The following is a 25,178-nucleotide window of genomic DNA, read 5'->3' as shown; positions in this document are numbered from 1 at the left end:
ATATGTCAGGGTGAGGGCACGGTCCGGTCGGAGTCGGTGTGCGGGAGGTCACGGATGACGGAGCGAGCACAGGGGGCAGCGGCTCCGCGGGCGCGGCGCGGCCGGGGTCGGCGGCCCGCCGACGAGGTACGTGCCGACGTGCTCGACGCGGCCGGCGCTCTCCTGCTCGACCGGGGCATGGGCACCTTCACCATCGAGTCGGTCGCCGAGGCGGCCGGCGTCAGCAAGACCACGCTCTACAAGTGGTGGCCGTCGAAGGGGGCGCTGGCCCTCGACGGCTACTTCCACGCTGTCGAGTCGGCGCTGACCTTTCCCGACAGCGGCGACATCGAGGCCGATCTGCGGGCACAGCTGCGCGCGTTCGTCCACGTCGTGACCGGGACGCGGGCCGGCCGGGTGATCGCCGAGCTGATCGGCCAGGCGCAGACCGATCCCGATCTCAGCGCCGCTCTCCTCGCGCGCTACTCCGGCCCCCGGCGCGGCCTGGCCGTCGAGACGATGCGCCGGGCGCAGTCACGCGGCCAACTGCGCGCCGACATCGACCCCGAGGTGCTGGTCGACCAGCTCTGGGGTGCCTGCTACCACCGGCTGCTGCTGCCCAACCTGCCCGTCACGCAGGAGTTCGCACTCAGCCTCGTCGACAACCTCCTGCGTGGCGTACGGACCTGATCCCGCCCGGAGCGGGCTCAGACCGGCTCGTCGAACGGGGTCACGCGGCGGTACGCGGCACGCGCGTGCAGCACCCGGCCCGTGACCGTGCCCACGACCGCCGCGACCAGCAGGCACGCCATCCATCCGGGATCGCGGTGTCCGGCCCAGGAGATCTCGCCGGTCGGCTCGGTGCCGAGGACGTTCAGACAGGTCCAGCACAGGAGCGCGGTTCCGGGGGCCGCGACGAAACGACCCCGCATGCCCAACAGCCCGGCCAGCAGGGAGAGCAGCAGCAGGGCGAGGCCCGTACGGTCGAGTACGCCGAGCACATGGCAGACGCCCACGAGGGCGAACGCGCCCAGGTACGCGGCGGTCCAGATCAGCGGCGTCGCCCACGGCTCCGGGACCTGCCGGGCGCCTCGGCCGATCAGTCTCCACTCCACCATTGCCGGCTCCCTCCCACACACCCACCGAACCGGGGCCCATCGGTCGGTCCCCTCGACCGGCGCCCCGCAGAACGCTACCGCTCGCGGCGCCGGTCCCGGCAACGCCCCCTGGCCGGACCGGGAACGGGCGGATCCTGAGCACAGGGATCGGCCCCGGCCCGTCGTGACGGGCCGGGGCCGATGGGGCCGCGGTTCAGCCGGCCGTCGACTGCGCGCGCTTCGGCAGCTTCCAGTTCGGCCGGGGGAAGTGGCAGGTGTAGCCGTCGGGGTAGCGCTCCAGGTAGTCCTGGTGCTCGGGCTCGGCCTCCCAGAAGTCGCCGACCGGCTCCACCTCGGTGACGACCTCGCCCGGCCACAGGCCGCTGGCGTCGACGTCGGCGATGGTGTCCAGCGCGACGGCGCGCTGCACCTCGTCGGTGTAGAAGATCGCCGAACGGTAGCTGCGGCCGATGTCGTTGCCCTGGCGGTCACGGGTGGTCGGGTCGTGGATCTGGAAGAAGAACTCCAGCTGGTCCCGGAAGCTCGTGACCGACGGGTCGTAGACGATCTCGATCGCCTCGGCGTGGTCGCCGTGGTTGCGGTACGTGGCGTTCGGCGTGTCGCCGCCGCTGTACCCGACGCGCGTCGAAAGCACTCCCGGCTGCTTGCGGATCAGGTCCTGCATGCCCCAGAAGCAGCCTCCGGCCAGCACAGCCCTCTCGGTTCCCACGGTCATGCGAAGCTCCCTGCCCACGTCGGTGCGTCCGTTCCGTTCTGAACGGGTCTACGCCCCGTGCAACGCTTGGCGGCGTCAGCCGATTCCCTCCCTGAGCCGTGCCACGTTCTCCGCCACGTCGCCCCGGGTCAGATCGCTGCCGATGCTCACGGTGAAGGCGCCCGCGGCCAGCCACTGGGCCGCGTTGTCGACCGTGACGCCGCCCGTCGCGTTGATGCGGGCGCCGGGCAGGACGGACAGCACCGACTTCAGGTAGGCGATGCCCCCGACGTGTGCGGCGGGGAACAGCTTGGCCACGCCGCGTTCGGCGGCGGTGCGCAGCTCGCTCGGGGTGAGACCGCCCTCGACCAGGAGCCGTCCCGCGGCGTCCGCCACCGGGCGCACCTCGGGCATCTGGAACGGGCTGACGAGGAACTGCGCCCCGGCCGCCAGGGCCCGTTCGGCGATCTCGGGCGAGGTGACGGTGCCGAGGCCCAGCGTCACCTGGGGCGCCTCGCGCGACCAGGTCTCCACGAGCTTCTCCCAGCCGGGTGTGGTGGCGGTGAACTCGAAGGCGGTGATGCCGCAGTCGACGAGAGTGCGGGCGACGCGGTCGGCGGTGTCGGCGTCGGCCTCGCGCACCGTCGGGGTGACGCGGGCCAGCCGCAGCCGTTCGATGACGTCGTCGGGGGCAGGGCTCATCGGGAACTCCGGGAGGGTGGGGGCGGCGGCCGTCATGCCGGGTCCGCGATTCGAGCGAGCGCGTCCAGCGTGGACTCGGCGTCGGCGCCGCTGGCGCGCAGCACGATGGCCTCGCCGCAGCGGATGTTGAGCGTCATCAGTGACAGCACGCTGCGGGCGGGGACTTCGTGCCCGTCCTCGCGGGCGACGGTGACCTCGGCCGCGCTGCGGGCGGCGGTCTGGGCGAACGCGGCGGCCGGACGGGCGTGCAGGCCGGCCTCCTCGGTGACGACCAGGCGGCGCTCGACGACGGTCATCGCGCTTCTCCTTCGAGCAGTGCGGTCAGTTGGGCCACGAGGCGCTCCTCCTCGTCGGGGCGCAGGGGGCGCGGGTCGATGTACAGGCGGCCGGTGACGGCGTGGTGGTCCCGCAGATGGACGCCGTGGGCGGCGAGTTCGGCCGCGAGAGCGCTCGCGTCCCGGCCGGCCGCTTCGCGATCCACCGTGAGTTCGGTGCGGTGGATGGCGCGACCGGCCTCGTCGGCGACGACCCGGGTCGTGATGCCGGGCAGCGCGGCGAGGCGCCCGGCGAGCTTCTCCATGCGTGTGCGCTGGTCGGCGGACTCGCCGGTCCCGTACTCGCGCAGCGCCTGGACCAGGCCGAACAGGGTCTCCTTGCCGACCTTCATCGGGCGGGCGATGCCCCCGTACTGGGCGCGGCACGCGGCCATGCGCGCGGCGCTGCCGCAGATCATTCCGGAGGTGGGGCCGCCCACCGCCTTGCCGCCGCTGTAGACGACGAGGTCGGCGCCCGTGGCGGGCCAGTGCCGCAGGTCCTCCTCCGCGGCGGCGTCGACGATGACCGGGATGCCGTGGCGCCGTCCGACCTCGACGGTCTCGGCGAGGGAGACCATGCCCTTCTGCACGGCGTGGTGGGACTGGACGTAGAGGAGTGCGGCCGTGCGCGGGCCGATCGCGCCCGCGAGGTGGCCGGCGGTCACCTTGTTCGCGGAGCCCACTTCGACGGGGCGGCCGCCGCCGAGGGCGACCATCTGCCGGATCGGTGCGCCGAAGTAGACGGAGTGGCCGCGCGGCAGGATCACTTCGCACGGGGCGTCGCCGGGGTCCGGCAGTGCTTCGATCCGGGACACGTCGGTGCCCGCGATGACGGCGGCGACCGCGATGGCGACGCCGGAGGCGGCGCCGGTGGTGGGGCAGCCGTCCTCGGTGCCGGTGGCGCGGGCTATCTCGCGGCCGGCCGCGGTGATCAGATCGTCCATGACGACGTGGTGGCGGGCCGCTTCGCCCATCGCGGCGATGACGGTGTCGCTCAGGACGCTGCCGCCGAGCGCCGTCATCTTTCCGCTGGCGTTGACGGCCGGGGGGACGCCCAGGTCCTGGTGGAGAGTGTGCACGCGGTGTCCTTAGAACGGGGTCGGGGCGCTCACTTGCCGGGGATCGGGAAGAAGAATCCGGCGACCATCGCGCCGATGATCGCGCCGCCGGTCAGCGGCTTCTTCCACGCGTAGAAGAGGGCGGCGCCGATGGTGGAGCCGAGGCCGACGGGGAGCGAGGCGGTGGCGGCGGAGATGATGACGAGGGGACCCAGATAGCGTCCGGCGGAGTTGCCGGCGCCCATCATCACGTCGGCGCCGAAGGTCGAGGTGCCGCCCGTGGAGTTCACGGTGGCGCGGCGGATGACGAGGATGGCGACGCCGATCAGCGCGCCGAGCACGGCGCCCACCGGGATCGCCAGCCAGAAGTGCTGGAGCGGGGCGGTGAATCCGGCGGCCAGCAGCATGGCGGGGATACCGATGCCGACACCGGTCTGCAGGGAGCCGCCGATGTCGAGGATGCCGACCATCGGGCCCTCGATGACGCGGGCGAACAGGAATCCCGCGCCGAACGCGGCGGCGGCGCCGTAACTGCCGCCTTCCATACCGGCCTTGAGCATGGAGACGACGGCGACCTCGTTGAACACGCCCGTGTGGTAGACGTAATAGAGGTGCGTGCCGGTGAAGATTCCGGCGGCCAGGCAGGCCACGAAGACGGGGAAGGCCCACTCGGAGAGCCAGAAGCTGCCCTCGCCGGGCACCTTGCTCAGGAAGCCGCCCTTGGTCTGTTCCGCGCCGGAGTTCTGCGCGGGTATGCCGCCCGCGGCGGCGGGCGCTGTCGCGCTTGCTGATGAGTCGGTCATGTCGCTGCCTGCCTCACTGCGGCTTGGTGCCGGTCGCGTCGTGGAACTGCATGAGCCAGTGCGGGATGTCCACCTTCATCTGCTCGAGCAGGGTGAGGTCGGCGCCGCGCAGGAACGTACTGGCCGCGAACAGCACGATCACCGCGCCGGCCAGCGACTTGGTGACCTTCGTCCAGCCCAGGTCGTCGACGCCCTTGCCGATGACGATGCCGAGCACGATGCCGGGCACCGCGTTGCCCATCACGAGGTGGCCGAGACCGCCGAGGACGGTGCCCCAGGCTCCGGTGCGGCGGCCCGCGTCGCCGGCGGCCATCCAGAAGATGATCGGCATGACGGGGTTGATCAGCCATTCCGAGGCCGGTCCGAGCACCTTGGCCGCGACGTCCTGCAGGGAGTGCGGGATGGAGGCCGCGGTCGTGTTGAGCAGCGTGATGAGGACCATGCCGACGACCGTGCCGGTCAGGGCCATCCGCCGGGGGTTGTGCAGCGTCTGCGCGAGATTGCGGTTCTTGACCATCGCGGCGGACGCGGTCCAGTGCGGCACGATGCGGTGGTCCACGTCGCCGGTCAGGGCACCGGTGCCGACCGCGCTCGACCAGGCGTTGAAGAGGAAGCCGAGGCCGAAGGAGAAGTGGGCGACCGGGTCGTTCTGGCAGGCGTTGAGTTCGCCGAGGGTACGGAAGGCGCCCATGCCCTGGACCTTCGGCGCGTGGAACATCCGGGCCACGCCCGCGCTCGCGCCGAAGCCGATGAGGCCGCCGATGACGAGCGACTCCAGGAGGACGGTGAGGGTCTGGTTCATCGGGTCACCTCATGCGCAGTGCGTGCTGGAGCGGCGAGAGCCGTTCCTCGCGCACCGCGAAGTCGAGGGCGTCCAGGTCGAGGGAGGCCACCTGGACCTCGATGCGCAGGGTGATCTCGAAGCGCTGCCGGGTGCGCGGGAAGAACAGACCGAGGAACCGTTCGGTCCACCGGTGTTCCACCGCGGAGACGACGTCGAGCTCCAGGGGTTCCACGCGGAAGCAGACGCCGTCGGTGCGCTTGCCGACGGCCGACTGCACCTGGCCGATGGCCGTGGCGAACGCCTTCTCCCTGGTCGGGCCGGTGCCGCTGAGGCGCAGTGTGTGGCGGGTCTCTTTCACGAGGCCTCCTTCTCCAGCTTCTTGAGGAGGGCCTCGGTGACCTTGAAGCCGAGCTCCTCGCTGTCGAGGAAGCCGAAGCCGAGGACGGTACGGCCCTGTTCGACGGCGGTCACACCGGCCTGGGCGGAGCGCATCCCGAACTCGATGTCGTGGCCGTACTTGGCCTTGGCGGTGACGGCCCCGGCTCCGCCGCTGCCGCAGAACGAGATGCCGAGGGCCGCGCCCTCGGCGGCCATCACGTCGCCCACCTTCATGTCGGCGCCGGGGCCGGCGATGAGGACGGGTTCGCCGCCGGCGGCGCGGATGCCGTCGGCGACCGCCTGGCCCTTGCCGAGCCGGTGTCCGATCACGATCTTGACTGTCATGGCGGTGCTCCCTGGGATGTCGGTCATGCCTGCGCGGTGGACTGGTGCTGGAGCTGTGCCGCCGCCTCGAAGTGCAGGGCGAGCAGCAGGACTTCGGTGTCCCGTGCGGGGAAGTCGCGCGGGGTGCAGTAGGTGTCGATGAGGGACCGGACGGCGGCCATCCGCCCGGGGGCCACCTCGGCGGCGAGCTGGTCGTCGAGCGCGTCGAGGTGTTCGGCGGCGCGGACACGGCGGACGAACGCGAGAGCGTGCACGGCGAGGGCGAGCGAGCGCGTCTCGTCGAAGGCGATGCCGCACGTCTCCGCGTAGACCTGGGCGAGCGGGAGGAACGCCGTCAGGTCCGCCCGGTCCTCGTCGGTGACGGGACGGGCGGTGTCCCGGACGGTCGTGGCCAGCCGCTCGATCAGGGGGGTGGTCATGCAGGGGCCTTTCGGTGGTTCCGGTCGGTGGTTCGCAAAGCCGGTTCACGGGCTCCGGAGGGTCCGCGGGACTCCGGCGCGGACGACCGCGGCCGCTCGGAGCCGGTGGGTTCCGGTGCGGGTGGCGCCGTCGGCGTCGGTCATCGTCACGGCCTCCTCGGTCAGCCGCAGCAGGGTCAGATCGGCCGCGGCGCCGGTCCGCAGCGTCCCCAGCTCGCCGTCCAGTCCGATGACCTGGGCCGCGTGCAGGGTCGAGCAGCGGATCACCTGCTGCAGGGTGAGGCCGAGCGCGAGCAGTTTGGTGAGGGTCGCGACGAGCGAGTGCACGGGACCGTCGACATTGCGGTTGTGGAGGTCGGTGCTGATGGTGTGCGGGGTGAAGCCCGCCGCCAGGGCCCGCTCGGCGACGGCGAAGTTGAGGCTGGCGCTGCCGTGTCCGACGTCGAGGCGGACGCCGCGCGCGACGGCGGCCCGCGCCTGCGGTTCACTGCCGAACAGGCCGCCGGGCTTGCCGTGGAAGGCGTGCGTGACGACGTCGCCCTCCCCCAGCAGGTCGAGTACGTCGCCGAGGTGCGGGGGTTCGTTGCCGACGTGGACCATCACGGGCACGCCGACCCGGGCCGCCACGCGCTTCGCGGCCTCGAGGGGCGCGAGCCCGCTGTCCCCGAGGACCGAGGCGCTCATCCGTATCTTCAGGCCGCGCACCTGGTCGGGGTGTGCGCGCAGCACCTTCTCCGTCGCCGCCTCGTCGATGTCGCCGGGGCCGCGCGAGAGCTCCTGCCTCCCGTGCACGAGTCCGTGCCGGGAGATGTTGAGCCAGCTCAGCACGCGGGTGGCGGCCGGGCGGACAACGTTGTCCCCGAAATCGTCCCAATCGTCACTGCCGCAACTGCCCGCGTCCACGATGGTGGTGACGCCCTGGTCGACGCCGACCGTGTCCGCGGGGACACCGAGATCGGTGCCCGGCTCGTAGACGTGGGTGTGCAGGTCGATCAGGCCGGGTGCCACGAGCAGTCCGGTGGCGTCCAGACGTTCCGCGCCGGTGAGGGTGCCGGGGGCGCCGACCGCCGCGATGCGGCCGTCACGGACGGCGAGGTCCCCGGGCGCGGGCTCCGGCCGCAGCGGATCGGCCAGCAGCCCGCCCGTCACCACGAGATCGAATCGTTGCGGGCGCACGGGGGGAGATCCGTGTACAGCCATGGACGGCCGCCTTTCCCGAGCGTGAGAGTGGTGCGCGTGGAGCGGCCGCCGGGACGGACAGCCGGATCTGCACCACGCTCCGCACCACGAGGAGACGATGTGCGCGTTCCGTAGAGTAGAATGACGTTCCGCTGTACGGATCGATTGGCAACATAGCCCGCTTCTCCCCGGAGGGTCAATGGAACCGAGCAAGCCCGCGAATTCCGTCGCCAAGGCGCTACGGGTGCTCCATGCGGTGGCCCGTGCCGACGGGCCGCACCGGCTGGGCGACATCGCGGAGCGCTCCGGCGTCTCCAAGGCCTCCACCCATCGGGTCCTGGCCACCCTGGTCGAGGAGGGGTACGCGGCACCCGACGGCGAGGGCCGCTACGGGTGCGGCGTCCAACTACGGGCGCTCGCGGCGCAGGTGCTCGCCGACGACGCGGTGGGCATCGACTCCGTACTGCGCGCCCTGCAGCAGCGGCTCGGCCAGGCCGTCCATCTGGCCGTGCTCAGCGGCGACCACGCGACGTACACGCACAAGGTCGACCCGGGGCACGCCTACCGCATCGCCACCGATGTCGGCACGCCGCTGCCCCTGCACGCCACCGCCGCCGGCAAGGCCCTCCTCGCCCATCTGCCGCCGGGGGAGGTCGCCGACATCCTCGGCCGCACGGGGCTCGCGGCGCGCACGTCGCGCACGCATACCGACCCCGCCGCCCTCACCAACGAGTTGGCCGCGATCCGCGCCGCGGGGTACGCCACGGACTACGAGGAGGCGGACGAGTCCATCTGCTCCCTCGCCGCGCCGGTGCTCGACGCCGACGGCACGGCGGTCGGCGCCGTCTCGGTCTCGTCCCTCACCTTCCTGGTCACGGAGGGGCAGTTGGCGGAGTTCGCGCCGGCGGTCGTGCAGGCGGCGCAGGACGTCTCCCGCAGGCTGTGATCGCAGCGAAAAGGGATGCCGCCCCTCCCGGCAGGGGCCGCATCCCTGGGTGCGCACGTCAGCGCCGGCGCCAGTGTCAGAGGATGTGAATACGCTCCAGCTCGCCGTCCGTCGTACGGATCATCAGCTCGTGACCCTTGGCCCGCTCGCGCTCCACGAACCCCAGGAGCAGCAGGGCGCGGTTGATGACGTCCGCCTTGCTCACCCGCCCGGTCTCGGCCAGTTCGTTGACCGCGACGACAGCCGGCGGGGCCAAGGTGACGGAAAGGCGCTCGCTGGGCGGGTGTTCCGGATGTCCTGTCATGGTGCGGCCTCCAGTTCTGTGACTCTTCCTCCGAGTGAACCACAGAAGCACCATTCACGCACCAGATATGCACCACATCGCGACCGCGCTCCCGCTGCCCGGGCGAGCCCTATCTGGTCGAGGAACCGCGTCGGCGCCGACGGGGCGGGAAGGGGGTCTCGTCGTCCTCCGCGTCGGGCAGGTGGGTGTCGCCGTCGGACCAATGGTTGATCCAGCCGCAAGCACCGCAGGCGTAGCGGCCGTTGACCCCGGCGACGACCGTGCCGCAGCCCCCGCACTGCTTCTCGGTGACCTGCTGCCCGGCCAGGAACTCGGCAGCGGCCGCCGCCGTCTCGACGTTCTGATCATGCGAGTTCATGGGCGGCGCCTACCCAGCCGTGCGCCCCCTCAACTCCTCCGCGCGCCCTCTTCGTCCCGTCGTCAGGCATCGTGCTTGTCACCGAGCGCGGACAGCAGCAGCGCCTCGGGCGCGACTCCCTCGGTGTGCCGCAGCATCGCCTCGTACGCGGAGTCGCCGAGCTTGGCCCGCACCGTCGCCTCGGTCTGGCGGCGCAGAGGCTCGACTTCGGGGGTGCCGCGCTGCAACAGGCCGACGGCCCGCCAGTACTCGACACTCGCCCCGAAGGCCGTGGCCGCGCGCTCGACCTCCCCCTGCTCGGCGCAGCTCGCCGCCAGCAGGTCCAGGCCCATCGCGATGCCGAACTGGTCACCGATGCGGCGCTTGGCGTCGAGCATGTTCCGCGCGTGCGCGCCCGCGGCCCGGGTGCGGTCCTGGAACAGGGCGATGAGCGCGAGTTGATAGTCCAGGTAGGAACGCGTCCAGTACTCGCCCAGGCGCAGGCAGGTGCCGCGCAGCGCCTCGGCGTCCTCGCGTGCCTGTTCCAGATGGCCGCTGCTGGTGAGCGCGAAGATCCGTACGAGCTGGCACAGCATGGTGCCGAAGGTCGGCGCCGACCGCGCCGCCTCCGCACGCGCGTCGTCCTCGGTGCGCGGTGCCGGAACACCGCTCAGGGCGTCGTCGGCCCGGTGCAGGGCCAGGATCGGGCGGGCGTCGAGGAGCGCGGCCAGCCCCTCCAGATACGTGGCCTGCCGCACGCCCTCACGATCGCCCAGGGCCGAGGCCGCCCGCAGACTCTCGGCGGCGAGGGCCCGCCCCTCGGGGTGGTCTCCCTGGAGGATGCGCGCGAGACCCAGCGACCACAGGGCGCGGGCCCGGTGCGGGTCCTCGTCGTCGGCGTGCTCCAGCGCGAGTTCCACGTAGTACATCGCTTCGTGCAGATGCCCGCAGCAGACCCAGAAGAAGGCGACGTTGCCCGCCATTTCCAGGGCCGCCGGATCGTCCGAGCCGAGCAGGAACGACACCGCGGCGCACACGTCGTGGTAGAGGTCCCGCATCCGCGCGTACCAGTAGGACTGGGACGGGCCGAGCCACTCGCGGCGGGCGCGTCGGGTGAGCTCCAGGATCGCGGCGGCGTGCCGGGCCTCGACGGCTGTCTCCTCGTCGAGATTGCGCAGCCACATCCGGCCGTAGGCGCGGACGGTGTCGAGCATGCGGTACGCATCCCGGTCCCGGACCACGACGGACCGGTGGACCAGGCCCGCCAGGGCGTCCCGCGCGTCGTCGGGTGTCAGCGGACCGCCCGCGCAGACCTCGACGGCGAGCTCGGCGTCGAACGGGCCGGGGAAGACCGCGAGCCGTGCCCAGAGCAACCGCTCGACGGGGTGGCACAGTTCGTGGCTCCAGCCGACCGCGGTGCGCAGGGCCCGGTGCCGTAACGGACGCAGGTCGGGCTGGTCCGGCAGGTCGAGGCCCGCGCGGATGCGGGTGGCCGTCTCCTCCAGCGAGTGGTGGCTCAGCTGGGCCGCCGCGAGTTCGAGTGCCAGCGGCACGCCCTCGAGGCGGTCGCAGACGAACGTGGCGAACAGCCGGTCCTCGGCGCCGCGCAGGGGGCGCCCCGCCCGGGCCGCACGGTCCTCGAACAGGGTCAGGGCGTCCGTCGCCGGATCGAGCGGCCCGATGTCGACGAGGACCTCGCCGGGCAGATCCAGGGGTTCGCGGCTCGTGGCCAGCACCGTGAGACGGGGGCAGGCCGCCAGGAGCACGGCCACCAGGTCCCGGCACGCGGCGGTCAGATGCTCGCAGGAGTCCAGGACGATCAGCAGCCGGCGGTCCCCCACCCAGGCGCACAGCACGTCGGCCATCATGCGCGGCGTGTGGTCCGACAGGTCGAGGGCGTCGGCGACGACGGCCGCCAGCAACTCGTCGCCCTGCAGAGGCCAAAGATCCGCCCAGCACACCCCGCTGAAGCCGTGTGACGCCTCACCGGACACGGCATGCAGGGCGAGCCGTGACTTTCCCGTCCCGGGACCGCCGACGACGGTCACCAGCCGGTCATGGCGGAGCGCCCCCGCCAGCCGGTCCAGCTCCTCGGTCCGGCCCACAAAGGTGTTCGTCTCGTCCGGATGGTTCCTCAGCACGGTCCAAGTCTTCCTCAACACTGGCGCGAAGGCGCCTTGTTGTGACTAATCCGCCCGCACGAGTGGCCTCATCCGTGACATCACGGTGTGTTCAGCTCGGCGAAATCGACGCCGTCCGCGACACCGCCGTACCCGCCCGGCCCGAACAACTGCTCGGCGGCCCGGCCGATCGTGGCGTAGGCCGCCTGCGCCACACCGGCTCCGAGACTGACCCGGGCCACCCCCACCGCCCCCAGCTCGGCCACGGACGGGGCGCCCGGACCTGCCATCACATTGAGCGGTACGGGGATCCCGGCCGCCAGGGCCGCGACGGTCTCGAGGTCGACGACACCGGGGACGAAAATGCCGTCCGCGCCCGCGTCGACATAAGTGCGCGCCCGCTCCAGCGTCTGCTGCAGCCGGTCCTCCGCGGCGCCGAGGCCCTTCAGATACGTATCGACACGGGCGTTGAGGAAGAGGTCGACGCCCTCCTGCTCGGCGGTGGCCCGCGCGGTCGCCAGGCGTGCGGCGAGGACGGCCGGAGGACGGCTGCCGTCCTCGATGTTGACGCCGACGGCCCCGGCCGCGAGGACCTCCCGCACCGTCTGCGCCACGCCCGCCTCGTCGTCGCCGTATCCGGCCTCGATGTCCGCCGTGACCGGCACCGTGACGGCGGCGGCGATCCGGGCGATCGCGCCCATCGCCTCCGCGCGTGACAGGACGTCGCCGTCGGGGCGGCCCAGCGACCAGGCGACACCGGCGCTGGTCGTCGCGACGGCGGGGGCGCCCGCCCTCTCCACCACGCGCGCGCCGGCGACGTCCCAGACGTTGGCGAGTGCGAGCGGACGGGCGGACGTGTGGAGTTCGCGGAACAGTCGGGCTTTGGTCTGCTGCGTGCTGGTCATACCGGGAGTCAAGCAGCGCCGCCCGGCCGCGGTCCGGCAGGAATCCGACACCTGCGTGACACGGGATACGAGCCCCGCCTGAGGACGTGGGGCGAGGCTCACGGCACCCCGGGGCGGGCTTCGTCCCCTGCCGCGCGCCACCTTTCTTACCGCCGAGTACGATCTCTGGTGTCCTGTTCCGATCCGTACCAGCGCCGCCGGGAGCCCCTGTGTCCGCGTCCCCCCGCATCCAAGTCGGTTCCGTAGTCGAGGACTTCACCCTGCCGGACGAGACGGGCACGCCCACGTCGTTGTCGTCCCTGCTCGCCGAGGGTCCGGTGGTCGTGTTCTTCTACCCGGCCGCCATGACGCCCGGCTGCACCGCCGAGGCCTGCCACTTCCGGGACCTGGCCGCCGAGTTCGCCGCGGTCGGCGCCCGGCCCGTGGGGATCAGCTCGGACGACGTCGAGCGCCAGCGCGAGTTCGCCGGGCTGCACACCCTCGGGTTCCCGCTGCTGTCCGACCCCGAGGGCGTCGTCCGTGGCCTGTTCGGGGTGGCCCGCGGCTTCGGGCCGCTGCCGACCAAGCGGGCCACCTTCGTCATCGGGACCGACCGGCGCGTCCTGGAGATCGTGCGCAGCGAGTTCCGGATGAGCGCGCACGCCGACCGGGCGCTGGCGGCCCTGCGCGCCGACGCCCGGTAGCGGCCGTCGGCTCAGCGCCGGCTGCGCACCAACAGGTACACGAAGTACGGCGTTCCAATGACCGCCGTCATGAGCCCGGCGCCGAGCTGCGCCGGGGCGATCACGGTCCGCCCCAGCAGGTCGGAGGCACACACGAGCGTCGCCCCGAGCAGCATCGCGACGGGGACGACCCGGACGTGCCGACGGCCCACCAGCGCGCGGGCCGCGTGCGGCGCGACGAGGCCGACGAAGCCGATCGTGCCGGCGGCGGCCACCGCGGTGGCGCTGAGCAGGACGCTCAGCGCGAGGAAGCCGAGCCGGCCGCGGGCGAGGTCCAGGCCGAGCAGGCGCGGGGTGTCCTCGTCGAGGGAGACCAGGTCGAGTTCCCTGCGCCGGGCGACCGTCACGACGGTGGCGAGCACGAGCACGGCGGCGACGGGCAGGACGTCGGGGCCGGTGCGCCCGTACGTCGAACCGGACAGCCAGATCAGGGCCTTGGTGGCGCTGAACCGGTCGGTGACCACGATCAGCAGGCTGATCAGCGAGGTCGCTCCGGTGGCGACGCCCATGCCGATCAGGACGAGCCTGCTCTGCCGGAAGCCGCCCTTCGCCGCGAGCCCGAACACGAGCGCGGCGCTGACCGCGGCGCCCGCGAACGCGGCCCCGGCGATACCCCACGCCCCGGTGCCGGGTGCGCTGGTGACGATCAGCACGGCGCCGAGCGCCGCTCCGCCGGAGACGCCGAGGACACCGGGTTCCGCGAGCGGGTTGCGGGTGACGGACTGCACGAGGGTGCCGGACAGGGCGAGCGCCGCGCCCGCGCACAGGGCCGCGAGGACGCGGGGCACGCGGGTGTCGAGCACGAAGGTGACGGCCTGCCCGGCCTGCCCGCGCGCCCAGTTGACGACATCGCCGAGCAGCAGCGTGCTGTCGCCCACGAGGACCGCGGCGATGGTCGCGCCGACCAGAACGACTCCGAGGACGACCACGGTGACCGTGAACGCGGCCCGGCTCGGGATGCGCAGCCGGTCGGGCGGCGCGGCGGCCTCGCCGTCGCGCATGCGCAGGGCCATCGCGACGAGGAAGACGGCGCCGACGACACTGGTGACGACGCCCGTGGGCACGGTCACCGCCGTTTCGGCGGAGGTCACGGCACGCAGCAGGACATCGGAGCCGAGGACGAGTGCCGCGCCGACCAGCCCGGCGACGGGGATGCGCAGCCGGTGCCGTACGAGGGGACGGATGCGGCGGGCGAGCGGCCGGACGAGTGCCGGTGCGCACAGTCCCACGAAACCGATCGGGCCGGCGAGCGTCACCGACGCCGCGGACAGCAGCGAGGCGAGGACGACGGCGGTGATCCGGGTGCCGCGCACGGAGACGCCCAGACCGCGTGCCGCTTCGTCGCCGAGGGCCAGGGCGTCGACGCGGCGGGACACGAGCACGAGGCCGGCGAGCCCGGCCAGGACGACGGGCGCCATGCGGGCGACGCCGTCGAAGCCGTTCTGGCTGATGCTGCCCTGGGCCCATTGGTAGAGGCCGTCGGTCTGTTCGGGGAAGAGGAGGAGCAGTCCGTCGGTGACGGCGTAGAGCCCGAGGGCGAGGGCGCTGCCCGCGAGGACGAGACGGACGGTGCCCGTACCGCGCCCGGCCAGCGTGAGGACGACCGCGGCGGCGGCGAGGCCGCCGATGAACGCCACCGACGACGACGCCAGCAGCGGCAGGCTCGCGCCGGTGACGGTGAGCACGCTGAGGGCGAGGTATGAGCCGGCGTTGACGGCGAGGGTGTCGGGGGCGGCCAGGACGTTGCGGCTGACGGCCTGCAGGACGGCGCCGGCCGCGCCGAGCGCGACGCCGACGAGGATCCCGGCGATCATCCGGGGCAGCCGGGAGGCCACGACGACGGAGGCGTCGCCCTGTTCGGCATGGCCGGTGAGGGCCCGCCACACCTGGCTCGCGCCGACGGAGGCGGTGCCCTGGGTGATGTCGACGACCGCGAGGACGGCGACCAGGAGCACGAGACCGGCCGTCACCGCGACCGCGCCCGAGGGGGACGTGGCCGTGCGCTCGGGCGTGGCGGCGGGGGTTGCGGTGACGGCCATGGCGCTACTTCGTCAGGGCGCCGACGATGGCGTCGATGTACTTCTCCATCGACTTCGGTCCGCCGAACATCCAGATGCCGTCGTCCAGCCGGTGCACGTCACCGGACTTGACGAAGGACAGCGACTTCCAGACGGAGTTGCCGGCGAGGTCCTTGGTGAACACGTCGTCCTCGGCCTTGTTGCCGATGTAGGCGAACTGCACGTCGTCACCGAGCCCGGTGAGCCCCTCGACGTCCGTGGTGGCCAGGCCGTAGTCCTTGTCGCCCTTGATCTTCCAGGCGTTCTTCAGGCCGAGGTCCTCGTTGACGGCGCCGACGAGGGAGTCGCCGGTGTAGGCGCGGACGGACACCTGGTTGGAGGCGGCGTACCCGTCGGCGAAGGCGAGCTTCGCGCCGTCGGCTCCGGCGTCCTTCAGGGCCTTGCGGCCCGCGGCGAGCTTGGCCTCGTACGAGGCCTCGGCGGCCTTGGCCTTGCTCTCCGTGCCGGTGGCCTTGGCGATGACATCGAGGGTGTCGTTCATCTGCCCGACCTGGTCGGCGCCGTCGGCCGACTTCACCTGGAGGACCGGGGCGATCTTCTTCATCTGCTTCACCGCGGACGCCGACAGATCGGTCGTGGTGACGATGAGGTCGGGGGCGAGCCCCGCGATGGTGTCCATGCTGGGCTCGCCGCGGGTGCCGATGTCCTTGGGCGAGTTGGTCAGCGGCGCGGCCGTGTCCCAAGCGGTGTAGCCCTTGACGTCGGCGACGCCCACCGGGTCGACGCCGAGGGTGACGAGCGACTCGACGACGTTCCACTCGGTACCGACGACCTTGGTGGCCGGGCGGTCCAGGCTCACCTTGGCGCCGTTCGCGTCGGTGAGGGTGATCTTCTCGGACTTGGCGGCGGCGTCGTCCTTGGCGGGCTCGGACGTACCGCAGGCGGACAGGAGGAGGGCGACGGCGGTGCCGGCGGCCGCGGCGAGGAGGGAGCGTCTCATGACGTGCTGTGGAGCCTTTCGCTTCTGCTGTGGTGCCGGCCTATCGCGCGTGTGCGCAGTCGGCCGGTGAGGGGGTCGGTGTCGACGTCGATCCGGATGCCGTACGTCTCGGAGAGGCGTTCCGGTGACAGGACGTCCTCGGGCGGTCCGTCGGCGATGATGCGCCCGGCGTGCAGCAGGGCGATCCGGTCGGCGACGGCCGCGGCCTGGTCGAGGTCGTGCAGGACGACGCCGACCGCGATGCCGTCGTCGTCCGCGAGGTCGCGCATGAGGTCGAGGAGTTCGATCTGGTAGCGCAGGTCGAGATAGGTCGTCGGCTCGTCCAGCAGGAGCACACCGGTCTCCTGGGCGAGGCAGCCGGCGAGCCACACCCGCTGCAACTGGCCGCCGGACAGCTGGTCGACGCCGCGGTCGGCGAGTTCGTGGACGCCGGTCAGGGCGAGCACCCGGTCCACGACGGCGGCGCCGTCGGGGTCCGTACGGCCCCATCGTCCGCGGTACGGGTAGCGGCCGAACTCCACCACGTCGCGCACCGTCAGCCCGCCGGGCGTGGGACGCCCCTGGGTCAGCAGGGCCACCCGGCGGGCGAACTGACGCGCCGTGAGGTCGAAGCCGTCGGCGGCGTCGGCCGTTCCGGGGTCGAGGGTCAGGCTGCCGAGTCGCGCGGCCTGCAGCCGGGCGATCGTGCGCAGCAAGGTGGACTTGCCGCTGCCGTTGGGCCCTACGAGGGCGGTCACTTCACCGGGCCTGAGGACGAGGGCCGCGTCGTGGACGACGTCGACGCCGTCGTACGACACGGTCACCTGCGCGGCCGACAGCTCGTGACCGCGCGGACGTGGGGCGCTGCCTGCGCGTTCACCAGATCTCACGGCGTGAAGGTTAGCCTAACCTTACTCGTCCGAGAACCACCCCCCTCCCCCGAACTCGCCCCGTCAGCCCGGGCGGCATCTTGTTTCAACGTACACATACATGCATAATGCGCTTATGCATAAGCCGGTCATGGACTCCCAGGACACGTCGGTGTCGCCCGAGGACCTGAACATCGCCCTGGAGCACATGGTCCGGTACGTACGGCGCAGCGCCGTCGCCGGCGGACTGAGCACAGCGGCCTCCTCGGCGCTGGCCCGGCTCGGACGTGAAGGTCCGCACCGGCTCACCGACCTGGCCCGCGCCGAGGGCGTCTCGCAGCCGAACATGACGCAGCTCGTCACGCGGATGGAACGGGCCGACCTGGTGCGCCGCGTCGCGGACAACAGCGACGGACGCGGCGTGCTGGTCGAGATCACCGGCACCGGCACGGAGGTCTTCCACCGGCGCCGCGCCGAACGCACCCTGGCGCTCCAGGAGTTGGTCGACGGCCTCACCGAGCCCGAGCGCCGCGCGGTGCAGGTCGCCCTGCCCGCCCTCGCCCGCGTCATCCAGGACCGCGCCGCCCGCACCTGAGGCGGCCGCCCGCCCTCGTCAGCACCTCACGCACCTCTCGCACCTCACGCCCCGACGTCGCGAAAGAGACCGCACATGAGTGCTCCACACGCCAGGACCGCCAGCCCTTTCGCACAGCCGAAGGCCGTCTGGGCCGTCGCGTTCGCCTGCGTCATCTCGTTCATGGGCATCGGGCTCGTCGACCCGATCCTGCCCGCCCTGGCCGACAGCCTGCACGCCACACCCAGCCAGGTGTCCCTCCTGTTCAGCAGCTACCTGATCGTCACCGCGGTCGCGATGCTGTTCGTGGGCTGGTTCTCCAGCCGCTTCGGCGCCAAGCGGACCCTGGTCATCGGCCTCGCGGTCATCGTCGTCTTCGCCGCGCTGGCCGGCTCCACCGACTCCATCAACGGCATCGTCGGCTTCCGCGCGGGCTGGGGCCTGGGCAACGCCCTGTTCATCGCCACGTCCCTGGCCGTCATCGTCGCCTCGGCGAGCGGCGGTTTCGGCGGGGCGATCATCCTGTACGAGACGGCGCTCGGCCTCGGCATCGCCGTCGGACCGCTGCTCGGCGGTGAGTTGGGCGCGATCAGCTGGCGCGGGCCGTTCTTCGGTGTCGCGGCGCTCATGGCCGTCGCGCTGCTCGCCACCGTCGCGTTCGTGCCGAGCATGCCCAAACCGGCGCGCCCCACCTCGCCCCTCGCACCGCTCAAGGCGCTGCGCCACCGCGGCCTGCTGACCATGGGCCTCATGGCGCTGCTCTACAACTGGGGCTTCTTCACCATGCTCGGATACGCCCCGTACCCCATGGAGTTGAGCGCCCACCAGCTGGGCCTGGTGTTCACCGGGTGGGGGCTGCTCGTCGCCGCGTTCAGCGTCTTCTTCGCGCCGCGGCTGCAGGCGCGGTACGGCACCGCACCCGTGCTGTACGCGAATCTGCTCGGCCTCGGCATCGTCATGGCCGTGATCGCCGCGGGTGTGGCCACGCCGGCCGTGGTGATCGTGGCGGTCATCGTCAGCGGCGCCTTCATCGGGATCAACAACACCCTCACCACCCAGGCCGTGATGCTGGTCTCCCCGGTGGAGCGGCCCGTCGCCTCCTCCTCGTACGGCTTCCTGCGGTTCATCGGCGGCGGACTCGCGCCCTACGTCGCCGGCAAGCTCGCCGACGCCACGGACCTGAGCGTCCCCTTCTACCTCGGCGCCGCCACGTTCCTGCTCGCGATACCCGTCCTCGCCAGCGGCCACCGCCTGCTGCGCCGGGCCGAGTCGGACACCGGCGGCAGCGAACCGGTCGCGCCCTCGCTCACCCCGGTCGGCGGGCCGGCCCCGACCGGGACCTCACCGGTCGTCGTCGCCGTGGGCGCGCACGACGGGGCGGCCGCGATCGTCGACGCCGCGGCGCGCATCGCCCGCGACACGCACAGCCCGCTGGAGGTGGTGCACGTCCGGCAGACCGCCGTCGTCGAGGAGCAGGCCGTCGACACCGAGGACCTCGCGGCGGGCCGCGCCGCCGTCACCGCACACCTGGACCGGCTCGCGGCCCGGGGCCTGCCCGCCACCGGCCAGCTGCTGACGGGAGTCGGCGACCACGCCGCCGCCGGCCGCGTCCTCGCCCGGCACGCTGCGGACATCGGCGCCCGGGTCGTGGCCGTCGGCAACTCGCCGCGCGGCCCGCTCGCCCAGTTCGCCGACGGCAGCTTCACCACCGCGCTCACCCATGCGGCGACCTGCACGGTCGTCCTCGTCGACCCGGCGACACCACCGCGCGCGCTCAGCGCGAGCACCCTCGCCGAGCTGCGCACCGGCAGCGCCTGATCCACGGCGGACACCGGGCCGGACACAGAAATGTGCCTCAGAGGCAAAAGATTCATCCACCATTCAACAGTCTGTTTACGATCAAGGGCCCTGCCTCGCCCTGCCCGGAGCCTCCATGCCCACGCCCCCGCCCACCGCGACCGAACGGCCGCATCCCCTGCACGCCCTGCGGGCCACCGTCTTCGCGATCGGCGCCCTCCTCCTGCTCGTCGGCGTCGGTGTCCTGCTGCACCAGCCGCTGCTGATCCCTCCGCTGGCGGCCAGCGCGGCGCTGGTGCACGGTGCGCCAGGACTGCCGATCTCCCAGCCGCGCAACCTTGTCGGCGGCCAGCTGATCTCCGCCGTCCTCGGGTTCGCCACGCTCGCGGTGACGGGAAGCAACGGCTGGGGGGCCGCCGTCGCCGCGGGCCTGTCCCTCGGCGCCATGATGCTGACCCACCTCTCGCACTCCCCCGCCGCGGCCACCGCGGTGATCGTCGTGCTGCAGGCCCCGGACCCGCTCGCGTTCCTTCCTCTGCTTGCGCTCGCGACCGCGCTGCTGGTGCTGATCGGCCTGCTGCCGGGCCGTATCGGTGGTCACCCGGTGCGCTACCCGCTGACCTGGTGACCGTCCGCTCCGGCTGCGCCGTGGGCACCCTTGCTGATAGCGTCCTTGGACCTTCCGCGTGAGTCGAGGAGTCCGAACATGGCGGGTGACGACGACATCTCCGGGTGATACCCGGACCCGACAGGCCATCGGCCGGTGCTGCTGAGCATCGCCGTCATGGCCTCGAAGTCGTCCCCTTCTCCCTGTTCCGGGAGCCCTTCCGGGCCCGCCCGTCTCTCACCAGAGGTCTTCCTTCGTGTCGGTCACATCCGTCTTCTGCCCGATCCCGCCCTCCGCCCGGCCGTCCCGGACGCGCGTCGAGGGGGCGGGCGTCCATGTCTGAACCGGCCCTGCTCGCCCACGATCTCGTCCGCACCCTCGGCACCCGCCGCGTCCTGGACGGCGTGTCCCTCACCGCCTCCCCCGGTCACCGCATCGGGCTGATCGGGGAGAACGGTGTCGGCAAGTCGACCCTGCTGCGCCTGCTCGCCGGAGCGGACGCACCGGACGCGGGCACCGTCGTCCGCCCGCCCGACCTCGGTTTCCTGCACCAGGAGATGCCGTACGACGCCGAGCGGACGCTCGCCGACGTCGTGGACGACGCGCTGCGCGAGGCCCGCGACGACCTCGCGGAACTCGAACGCCTCGGCGACCTCCTCGCCCGGACCGCGGAAGACAGCCCCGCCTACGCGGAGTTGCTCGACTCCTACGGGCGGCGCCTCGAAAGCGCCCAGGCCCGAGAGGTCTGGGACGCCGACCGGCGAGCCGCCCTGGTACTGGCCGGCCTCGGCCTCGACGCGGTCCCACGCGCCCGGACCCTGCGGTCCCTGTCGGGCGGACAGCGGGGCCGTCTTGCGCTCGCGGCGCTTCTCGTCCGGCGCCCCTCGGCGCTGCTCCTGGACGAGCCCACCAACCATCTCGACGACGGCGCCGCCCGGTTCCTGGAGGACCAACTGCGGACGCTGCCGGGCGCCGTGGTGCTGGCCAGCCACGACCGGGCCTTCCTCGACGCCGTCTGCACCGATCTGATCGACCTCGATCCGGCCGTCGACGGTCCCGTGCGGTACGGCGGCAACTACAGCTCCTACCTGGCGCAGAAGCGGGCCGAACGTGAGCGCTGGGAGCGGCGGCACGCCGAGGAGCAGGAGGAACTGGCCGAGCTGCGGCACGCGGCGGGGGTGACGGCTCATCGCGTCGCCCCGGACCGGGGGCCCCGCGACAACGAGAAGATGGGCTACGGCGTCCGGGCGAACCGGGTGCAGAGCCAGATCTCCCGCCGGGTGCGCAACGCCGCGCGGCGGCTGGAGGACCTGGAGCGCCGCCAGGTCGGCGAACCGCCGCGTCCGCTGCGGTTCCGGCCCGTCGAACTGGGGGCGGCGGCGCCGGAGACGTCGGACCCACAGGCCCCTCTCGTCGCGTTGCGCGACGTGCGCGTGCCCGGCCGCCTGGGCCCGACCCGCCTCGACGTGTCGCCCACCGACCGCCTCCTCGTCACCGGGGCCAACGGCTCCGGCAAGTCGACGCTGCTCGCCGTGCTCGCCGGACGGCTGCCCGCGGAGGGCGAGGTGCGTCGGCGGGCAGGGGTGACGGTGGGGCTGCTCGCCCAGGACTCCGAGTTCTCCCGGCCGGACCGGTCCGTGCGGGAGACCTACACACGGGCGCTCGGGTTCGAGCGGGCCGACGCGGTGCCGCTGCGCTCACTCGGCCTGCTGCACGACGGCGATCTGGAGAAGCCGGTCGGCCACCTCTCCGTCGGACAGCGGCGGCGCCTCGCGCTCGCCCTCCTCGTGGCGAGCCCGCCCGGCCTCCTGCTGCTCGACGAGCCGACGAACCATCTGTCCCCGCGCCTGTGCGACGAGTTGGAGGACGCCCTGGGCACCGGTCCCGGCGCGATCGTCGTCGCCAGTCACGACCGGTGGCTGCGCGGGCGCTGGCAGGGCCGCGAGCTCCGGCTCGACGCGGACGGGCGCTGACCGGCCCGGGTAAAACGGGCACTGATCGGTCCCGGTAAAGGGGTGGGGCGTGGTCACCCACCGCGCCCCACCGCGTCGTTCACGCCAATCGACCGCACTTTTCACGCTTCCTCGGGACCGCAACGCCCTGTTAACCCGGCGATCACCTTTGCACAGCTAATCTTCTCCTTGACCTTCGGTTGACCAATCGTTGGTTTCGCCTTGACGTGCGGACGATCGGGAGGAGGGCGCGTGTTCCGAGGTGGGAAGGCCCGCGCCTGGCTGACTCTCGTCGTCGCCGCGGTACTGGCCCTGTCGTTGTTCACTTCCGTACGTGCGTTCGCTCCCGCACATGAGTCCGACCGGCAAGGCGTGTCCGCGTCCGCCGGACAGGTACCGACGGCCGGCCCCGGCGACCACACCCACCCTCGCGATCCCGTCGAGGTGTCGCGCACCCGGGACCGGCACCGCGCGGCCTCCGGCAGCACCCAACTCCCTTACCCCGCACCGCTGTCACCGAAGCAGCGAGCCACGGCCGTCGTCCCGCCCGCCCCGGCCGGAGACGTCCTCGTCCGCCCGAGCAGATCCGTGCCGGATCTCACGGCGGCGACCCTTCAGGTCTTCCGCTGCTGACAGGGACATCGCGGTCCACTCTGTCCTGCCAGCCCGACGCGCCCCCCACGGCGCGCCAGGAGGAATCACCACATCATGCAGCCCCTCATCGACAACGCCCGTACGTTCGGACAACGCCCTGAGGAGTTCGCCCGGCTCGCCGAGGGCCAGTCCCCCCAGGTCCTGTTCATCACCTGTTCCGACTCGCGGGTCGTGCCGGCCCTGATCACCGGCGCCCGCCCCGGGGAACTCTTCGAGCTGCGCACCGCGGGCAACATCGTGCCCGCCCATTCGACCGGTCACCCCTGCGGGGAGACCGCCACCATCGAGTACGCCGTGGAGGTGCTCGGCGTCCAGGACATCGTCGTCTGCGGTCACTCGCACTGCGGCGCGGTCGGCGCGCTGGTGCGCGGCGACGACCTCGCGGCGGTGCCCGCCGTGCGCGACTGGCTCGCGCACGCCGCGGGCGAGGCCCCCGCACACGACCCGGCGGACCCGACCGTCGCGTCGGCGGTCCAACAACACGTGCTCACCCAGCTGTTGCGCCTGCGCTCGTACCCGTGCGTGGAGCGGCGCCTCGCGGACGGCCGGGTGCGTCTGCACGGCTGGTACTACGAGGTCCACACCGGAGGCGTACGCGAACACCGTCCCGACACCGACACGTTCGAGGTCCTGTGAGCGCCGTGATGACCAAATACCCCCACATCAAAGCGGACTTCACCGCCTCACTCGTCGTCTTCCTGGTCGCGCTCCCGCTGTGTGTGGGCGTGGCGGTCGCCTCGGGCGTCCCCGCCGAGCTCGGCCTGGTCACCGGCATCGTCGGAGGCATCGTCACAGGCCTGATGCGCGGCAGCAGCCTGCAGGTCTCCGGCCCCGCGGCCGGGCTGACCGTGCTCGTGTACGAGGCCGTGGACGAGTTCGGGCTGCCGGTCCTCGGCGTCGTCGTGCTGGCGACCGGCCTGCTCCAGATCGGCATGGGCGCCCTGAAGCTGGGCCGCTACTTCCGGGCCATCTCGGTCTCCGTGGTCGAGGGCATGCTCGCCGGCATCGGACTCGTCCTCATCGCGGGGCAGTTGTACGCGATGGTGGCCGCCGAGGCCCCGGAGTCGGGGCTCGGGAAAATAGCCGGACTGCCGGGGGCCCTGGTCGACTCCCTGAGCAGCACGCAGGCACTCGTCTCGCTGGCGCTCGGCGCCGGCACCGTCGCCGTTCTCGTGCTGTGGAAGCACCTGCCCCAGCGGGTACGGGTCGTTCCCGGCCCGCTGGCCGCGGTCGGCCTGGCGACCGCCGCCGCCGTCGTGTTCGACGCCCCCGTGGCGAACGTCGAGGTCAACGGCCTGCTGGGGTCGATCCAGCCGCCGTCCCTGGACGCCTTCGGCGAACTCGCGGGCCTCGGGCTGATCGGCACCGTCGTGGCGTTCACGCTCATCGCGTCCGCCGAGTCACTGTTCAGCGCCGCGGCGGTGGACCGGATGCACGACGGGCCCCGGACCGCGTACGACAAGGAACTGGTGGCGCAGGGCGCGGGCAACGCGGTGTGCGGTGTGCTCGGCGCGCTGCCGATGACCGCGGTGATCGTCCGCAGCTCGGCCAACGTGCAGGCCGGGGCGCGCACCAAGGCGTCCCGCGTGCTGCACGGCGTCTGGCTCCTGCTGTTCGCGGCGCTGCTGCCGGCCGCCCTGGCGTACATCCCGATCCCGGCGCTGGCCGGTGTGCTGGTGCACGCCGGGGCCAAGCTCATCCCGGTGCGGGCGCTCGTGACGCTGTGGCGCGAACACCGCGGTGAGGCGCTGATCCTGGTCGTCACCGCGGTGTCCATCGTCGCGGTCAGCATGTTCGAGGGCGTGCTCGTCGGTGTCGCCCTGTCCGTCGTCAAGACGGCCTGGGACGCCTCGCACGTGAAGCTGGAGGTCATAGACAAGGGAGCCGGGCCGGTCCAGGCGTACCTCACGGGCAACGCGACGTTCCTGCGGCTGCCGAAGATCCTCGACAGCCTGGAAGCGCTGCCGAAGAATCGTCCCGTCGAGCTGCACCTGGCAGGCCTCCACCATCTCGACCACGCGTGCCGGACCGCGCTGGAGAGCTGGGCGGAGCGGCACAGTTCCGCGGAGACGGAGCCGGTGAAGGTCACCGCCAACTGACGGACGGAGCGGGCCCGCCCATCGTGCAGGTGCACGGTGGGCGGGCCCGTTTCCGCGCGGGGTCAGTCGTCGAGAACGGCCGCGACCGCCTCGACCTCCACGAGCTGATCGTGGTAGCCGAGCACCGTGACCCCCATCAGGGTGCTCGGCACGTCGTGCTCCCCGAAGGCGTCACGGACCACTTGCCAGGCCGTCACCAGATCCGCCTGCTGTGTCGAGGCGACCAGCACCCGGGTGCTGATGACGTCCTTCAGGTCCGCGCCGGCCGCGGCGAGGGCGACCCGCATGTTCTCCACGCACTTCGCCGCCTGGCCCGCGTAGTCACCGACCGCCGCGGTCGACCCGTCCTTCTCCAGCGGGCAGGAGCCGGCGAGGAAGACGAGCCGCGCCTCGGCCGGTGCCGTGCTCGCGTACGCGTATTCGGCGACGTCCGACAGCGCGTCGGAGCGGATGAGGGTGACGGCGCGGACCATGGGCCTCTGGCCCCTTTCTGACGGCGGCAACGGGAACGACCGGAGCCGA

The 25,178-nt window shown here is 72.5% G+C and carries 29 protein-coding genes; 10 read left to right on the top strand and 19 right to left on the bottom strand.

The features are described 5' to 3' along the window. The first annotated feature begins 54 nt into the window (after positions 1-54). Positions 55-669: a TetR/AcrR family transcriptional regulator gene (locus ACVHNB_RS17840; protein ID WP_456228586.1), complete on the top strand. Its 615-nt coding sequence runs from the start codon at positions 55-57 to the stop codon at positions 667-669. A 17-nt stretch (positions 670-686) separates the two neighbouring features. Here the strand turns inward: ACVHNB_RS17840 and ACVHNB_RS17835 are convergent, their stop codons facing one another. The 11 genes from ACVHNB_RS17835 to ACVHNB_RS17785 all read right to left on the bottom strand — a co-directional run bounded on the left by ACVHNB_RS17835 (position 687) and on the right by ACVHNB_RS17785 (position 7,770). Beyond that, positions 687-1,097 carry a hypothetical protein gene (locus tag ACVHNB_RS17835; protein ID WP_456228585.1) on the bottom strand — a complete coding sequence of 137 codons (411 nt, stop codon included), beginning with the start codon at positions 1,095-1,097 and terminating at the stop codon, positions 687-689. A 193-nt stretch (positions 1,098-1,290) separates the two neighbouring features. Then, positions 1,291-1,812, bottom strand: a complete 522-nt coding sequence (gene msrA / locus ACVHNB_RS17830; protein ID WP_456228584.1) for a peptide-methionine (S)-S-oxide reductase MsrA — start codon at positions 1,810-1,812, stop codon at positions 1,291-1,293. Between the two features lie 75 nt (positions 1,813-1,887). Continuing rightward, positions 1,888-2,493, bottom strand: coding sequence for a bifunctional 4-hydroxy-2-oxoglutarate aldolase/2-dehydro-3-deoxy-phosphogluconate aldolase (locus tag ACVHNB_RS17825; RefSeq protein ID WP_456228583.1), 606 nt, complete (start codon positions 2,491-2,493; stop codon positions 1,888-1,890). Between the two features lie 32 nt (positions 2,494-2,525). Next, positions 2,526-2,789, bottom strand: coding sequence for an HPr family phosphocarrier protein (locus ACVHNB_RS17820; protein WP_428950158.1), 264 nt, complete (start codon positions 2,787-2,789; stop codon positions 2,526-2,528). Then, on the bottom strand, positions 2,786-3,886 hold the full coding sequence (locus tag ACVHNB_RS17815) for a DgaE family pyridoxal phosphate-dependent ammonia lyase (RefSeq protein ID WP_456228582.1): 1,101 nt from the start codon (positions 3,884-3,886) through the stop codon (positions 2,786-2,788). Before ACVHNB_RS17815 ends, ACVHNB_RS17820 begins: the two co-directional genes overlap by 4 nt. Before the next feature lie 29 nt (positions 3,887-3,915). After that, positions 3,916-4,668 (bottom strand): DUF4310 family protein, encoded by a 753-nt coding sequence (locus ACVHNB_RS17810; protein WP_428950160.1) that lies wholly within the window; start codon positions 4,666-4,668, stop codon positions 3,916-3,918. A gap of 13 nt (positions 4,669-4,681) precedes the next feature. Further along, a complete protein-coding gene (locus tag ACVHNB_RS17805) occupies positions 4,682-5,470 on the bottom strand; it encodes a DUF4311 domain-containing protein (protein ID WP_456228581.1) in 789 nt (262 codons plus the stop codon). A 4-nt stretch (positions 5,471-5,474) separates the two neighbouring features. Then, positions 5,475-5,810, bottom strand: coding sequence for a DUF4312 family protein (locus ACVHNB_RS17800; protein ID WP_456228580.1), 336 nt, complete (start codon positions 5,808-5,810; stop codon positions 5,475-5,477). Then, positions 5,807-6,175 (bottom strand): SFCGS family glycine-rich protein, encoded by a 369-nt coding sequence (locus ACVHNB_RS17795; RefSeq protein ID WP_428950163.1) that lies wholly within the window; start codon positions 6,173-6,175, stop codon positions 5,807-5,809. Before ACVHNB_RS17795 ends, ACVHNB_RS17800 begins: the two co-directional genes overlap by 4 nt. A gap of 23 nt (positions 6,176-6,198) precedes the next feature. Next, positions 6,199-6,594: a hypothetical protein gene (locus ACVHNB_RS17790; RefSeq protein WP_428950164.1), complete on the bottom strand. Its 396-nt coding sequence runs from the start codon at positions 6,592-6,594 to the stop codon at positions 6,199-6,201. 45 nt (positions 6,595-6,639) lie between these two features. Continuing rightward, on the bottom strand, positions 6,640-7,770 hold the full coding sequence (locus ACVHNB_RS17785; protein ID WP_456228579.1) for an amidohydrolase/deacetylase family metallohydrolase: 1,131 nt from the start codon (positions 7,768-7,770) through the stop codon (positions 6,640-6,642). 202 nt (positions 7,771-7,972) lie between these two features. On the opposite strand from ACVHNB_RS17785, the gene ACVHNB_RS17780 reads away from it, so the two are divergent. Beyond that, positions 7,973-8,719 (top strand): IclR family transcriptional regulator, encoded by a 747-nt coding sequence (locus tag ACVHNB_RS17780; RefSeq protein ID WP_456228578.1) that lies wholly within the window; start codon positions 7,973-7,975, stop codon positions 8,717-8,719. A 76-nt stretch (positions 8,720-8,795) separates the two neighbouring features. Here ACVHNB_RS17780 and ACVHNB_RS17775 read toward each other — a convergent pair whose 3' ends face one another. The 4 genes from ACVHNB_RS17775 to ACVHNB_RS17760 form a co-directional block, all read right to left on the bottom strand. Then, entirely contained in the window at positions 8,796-9,023 is a 228-nt protein-coding gene (locus ACVHNB_RS17775; protein ID WP_428950167.1) for a hypothetical protein, read from the bottom strand. Between the two features lie 109 nt (positions 9,024-9,132). Beyond that, a complete protein-coding gene (locus tag ACVHNB_RS17770; RefSeq protein WP_428950168.1) occupies positions 9,133-9,381 on the bottom strand; it encodes a hypothetical protein in 249 nt (82 codons plus the stop codon). 62 nt (positions 9,382-9,443) lie between these two features. After that, complete coding sequence (locus tag ACVHNB_RS17765; protein WP_456228577.1) at positions 9,444-11,501, bottom strand: ATP-binding protein; 2,058 nt, start codon at positions 11,499-11,501, stop codon at positions 9,444-9,446. Positions 11,502-11,581: 80 nt separating this feature from the next. After that, positions 11,582-12,385, bottom strand: coding sequence for an isocitrate lyase/PEP mutase family protein (locus ACVHNB_RS17760; protein ID WP_456228576.1), 804 nt, complete (start codon positions 12,383-12,385; stop codon positions 11,582-11,584). Positions 12,386-12,594: 209 nt separating this feature from the next. Here ACVHNB_RS17760 and ACVHNB_RS17755 point away from each other — a divergent pair, with 209 nt between their 5' ends. Continuing rightward, positions 12,595-13,068: a peroxiredoxin gene (locus ACVHNB_RS17755; RefSeq protein WP_428950171.1), complete on the top strand. Its 474-nt coding sequence runs from the start codon at positions 12,595-12,597 to the stop codon at positions 13,066-13,068. A gap of 11 nt (positions 13,069-13,079) precedes the next feature. Here ACVHNB_RS17755 and ACVHNB_RS17750 read toward each other — a convergent pair whose 3' ends face one another. The 3 genes from ACVHNB_RS17750 to ACVHNB_RS17740 are packed head-to-tail and all read right to left on the bottom strand — an operon-like array spanning position 13,080 to position 16,994. Continuing rightward, positions 13,080-15,146: an iron ABC transporter permease gene (locus tag ACVHNB_RS17750; protein ID WP_456228575.1), complete on the bottom strand. Its 2,067-nt coding sequence runs from the start codon at positions 15,144-15,146 to the stop codon at positions 13,080-13,082. A gap of 4 nt (positions 15,147-15,150) precedes the next feature. Then, on the bottom strand, positions 15,151-16,125 hold the full coding sequence (locus ACVHNB_RS17745) for an ABC transporter substrate-binding protein (protein ID WP_428950173.1): 975 nt from the start codon (positions 16,123-16,125) through the stop codon (positions 15,151-15,153). Beyond that, on the bottom strand, positions 16,122-16,994 hold the full coding sequence (locus ACVHNB_RS17740; protein ID WP_456228574.1) for an ABC transporter ATP-binding protein: 873 nt from the start codon (positions 16,992-16,994) through the stop codon (positions 16,122-16,124). Before ACVHNB_RS17740 ends, ACVHNB_RS17745 begins: the two co-directional genes overlap by 4 nt. A gap of 115 nt (positions 16,995-17,109) precedes the next feature. Here ACVHNB_RS17740 and ACVHNB_RS17735 point away from each other — a divergent pair, with 115 nt between their 5' ends. The 7 genes from ACVHNB_RS17735 to ACVHNB_RS17705 all read left to right on the top strand — a co-directional run bounded on the left by ACVHNB_RS17735 (position 17,110) and on the right by ACVHNB_RS17705 (position 24,656). Next, the gene (locus tag ACVHNB_RS17735) at positions 17,110-17,568 is read left to right on the top strand and encodes a MarR family winged helix-turn-helix transcriptional regulator (RefSeq protein WP_456228573.1); all 459 of its coding nucleotides are present in this window, start codon (positions 17,110-17,112) and stop codon (positions 17,566-17,568) included. A gap of 75 nt (positions 17,569-17,643) precedes the next feature. Then, positions 17,644-19,365: an MFS transporter gene (locus ACVHNB_RS17730; RefSeq protein ID WP_456228572.1), complete on the top strand. Its 1,722-nt coding sequence runs from the start codon at positions 17,644-17,646 to the stop codon at positions 19,363-19,365. A 115-nt stretch (positions 19,366-19,480) separates the two neighbouring features. Further along, complete coding sequence (locus ACVHNB_RS17725; protein WP_456228571.1) at positions 19,481-19,972, top strand: HPP family protein; 492 nt, start codon at positions 19,481-19,483, stop codon at positions 19,970-19,972. 314 nt (positions 19,973-20,286) lie between these two features. Beyond that, on the top strand, positions 20,287-21,924 hold the full coding sequence (locus ACVHNB_RS17720; protein ID WP_456228570.1) for an ABC-F family ATP-binding cassette domain-containing protein: 1,638 nt from the start codon (positions 20,287-20,289) through the stop codon (positions 21,922-21,924). Between the two features lie 231 nt (positions 21,925-22,155). Next, a complete protein-coding gene (locus tag ACVHNB_RS17715) occupies positions 22,156-22,536 on the top strand; it encodes a hypothetical protein (RefSeq protein WP_428950178.1) in 381 nt (126 codons plus the stop codon). Between the two features lie 75 nt (positions 22,537-22,611). After that, a complete protein-coding gene (locus ACVHNB_RS17710) occupies positions 22,612-23,193 on the top strand; it encodes a carbonic anhydrase (protein WP_428950179.1) in 582 nt (193 codons plus the stop codon). A gap of 8 nt (positions 23,194-23,201) precedes the next feature. Next, positions 23,202-24,656: a SulP family inorganic anion transporter gene (locus ACVHNB_RS17705; RefSeq protein WP_456228569.1), complete on the top strand. Its 1,455-nt coding sequence runs from the start codon at positions 23,202-23,204 to the stop codon at positions 24,654-24,656. A gap of 62 nt (positions 24,657-24,718) precedes the next feature. On the opposite strand, the gene ACVHNB_RS17700 is transcribed toward ACVHNB_RS17705, so the two are convergent. Next, positions 24,719-25,129, bottom strand: a complete 411-nt coding sequence (locus ACVHNB_RS17700; RefSeq protein ID WP_456228568.1) for a RidA family protein — start codon at positions 25,127-25,129, stop codon at positions 24,719-24,721. Positions 25,130-25,178: the final 49 nt, after the last annotated feature.

The organism is Streptomyces sp. YJ-C3 (assembly GCF_053891275.1).
The sequence above is the reverse complement of the archived record's forward strand: the minus strand, read 5'-3'. Positions and strand labels throughout refer to the sequence as shown.

What these genes read in the sequence shown, in the direction of transcription:
- ACVHNB_RS17840 (WP_456228586.1), top strand. Translation starts at nt 55, where the DNA reads ATGACGGAGCGAGCACAGGGGGCAGCGGCTCCGCGGGCGCGGCGCGGC.
- ACVHNB_RS17835 (WP_456228585.1), bottom strand. Translation starts at nt 1,097, where the DNA reads ATGGTGGAGTGGAGACTGATCGGCCGAGGCGCCCGGCAGGTCCCGGAG.
- msrA (WP_456228584.1), bottom strand. Translation starts at nt 1,812, where the DNA reads ATGACCGTGGGAACCGAGAGGGCTGTGCTGGCCGGAGGCTGCTTCTGG.
- ACVHNB_RS17825 (WP_456228583.1), bottom strand. Translation starts at nt 2,493, where the DNA reads ATGAGCCCTGCCCCCGACGACGTCATCGAACGGCTGCGGCTGGCCCGC.
- ACVHNB_RS17820 (WP_428950158.1), bottom strand. Translation starts at nt 2,789, where the DNA reads ATGACCGTCGTCGAGCGCCGCCTGGTCGTCACCGAGGAGGCCGGCCTG.
- ACVHNB_RS17810 (WP_428950160.1), bottom strand. Translation starts at nt 4,668, where the DNA reads ATGACCGACTCATCAGCAAGCGCGACAGCGCCCGCCGCCGCGGGCGGC.
- ACVHNB_RS17805 (WP_456228581.1), bottom strand. Translation starts at nt 5,470, where the DNA reads ATGAACCAGACCCTCACCGTCCTCCTGGAGTCGCTCGTCATCGGCGGC.
- ACVHNB_RS17795 (WP_428950163.1), bottom strand. Translation starts at nt 6,175, where the DNA reads ATGACAGTCAAGATCGTGATCGGACACCGGCTCGGCAAGGGCCAGGCG.
- ACVHNB_RS17790 (WP_428950164.1), bottom strand. Translation starts at nt 6,594, where the DNA reads ATGACCACCCCCCTGATCGAGCGGCTGGCCACGACCGTCCGGGACACC.
- ACVHNB_RS17780 (WP_456228578.1), top strand. Translation starts at nt 7,973, where the DNA reads ATGGAACCGAGCAAGCCCGCGAATTCCGTCGCCAAGGCGCTACGGGTG.
- ACVHNB_RS17775 (WP_428950167.1), bottom strand. Translation starts at nt 9,023, where the DNA reads ATGACAGGACATCCGGAACACCCGCCCAGCGAGCGCCTTTCCGTCACC.
- ACVHNB_RS17770 (WP_428950168.1), bottom strand. Translation starts at nt 9,381, where the DNA reads ATGAACTCGCATGATCAGAACGTCGAGACGGCGGCGGCCGCTGCCGAG.
- ACVHNB_RS17760 (WP_456228576.1), bottom strand. Translation starts at nt 12,385, where the DNA reads ATGACCAGCACGCAGCAGACCAAAGCCCGACTGTTCCGCGAACTCCAC.
- ACVHNB_RS17750 (WP_456228575.1), bottom strand. Translation starts at nt 15,146, where the DNA reads ATGGCCGTCACCGCAACCCCCGCCGCCACGCCCGAGCGCACGGCCACG.
- ACVHNB_RS17745 (WP_428950173.1), bottom strand. Translation starts at nt 16,125, where the DNA reads ATGAGACGCTCCCTCCTCGCCGCGGCCGCCGGCACCGCCGTCGCCCTC.
- ACVHNB_RS17735 (WP_456228573.1), top strand. Translation starts at nt 17,110, where the DNA reads ATGCATAAGCCGGTCATGGACTCCCAGGACACGTCGGTGTCGCCCGAG.
- ACVHNB_RS17730 (WP_456228572.1), top strand. Translation starts at nt 17,644, where the DNA reads ATGAGTGCTCCACACGCCAGGACCGCCAGCCCTTTCGCACAGCCGAAG.
- ACVHNB_RS17725 (WP_456228571.1), top strand. Translation starts at nt 19,481, where the DNA reads ATGCCCACGCCCCCGCCCACCGCGACCGAACGGCCGCATCCCCTGCAC.
- ACVHNB_RS17720 (WP_456228570.1), top strand. Translation starts at nt 20,287, where the DNA reads ATGTCTGAACCGGCCCTGCTCGCCCACGATCTCGTCCGCACCCTCGGC.
- ACVHNB_RS17710 (WP_428950179.1), top strand. Translation starts at nt 22,612, where the DNA reads ATGCAGCCCCTCATCGACAACGCCCGTACGTTCGGACAACGCCCTGAG.
- ACVHNB_RS17705 (WP_456228569.1), top strand. Translation starts at nt 23,202, where the DNA reads ATGACCAAATACCCCCACATCAAAGCGGACTTCACCGCCTCACTCGTC.
- ACVHNB_RS17700 (WP_456228568.1), bottom strand. Translation starts at nt 25,129, where the DNA reads ATGGTCCGCGCCGTCACCCTCATCCGCTCCGACGCGCTGTCGGACGTC.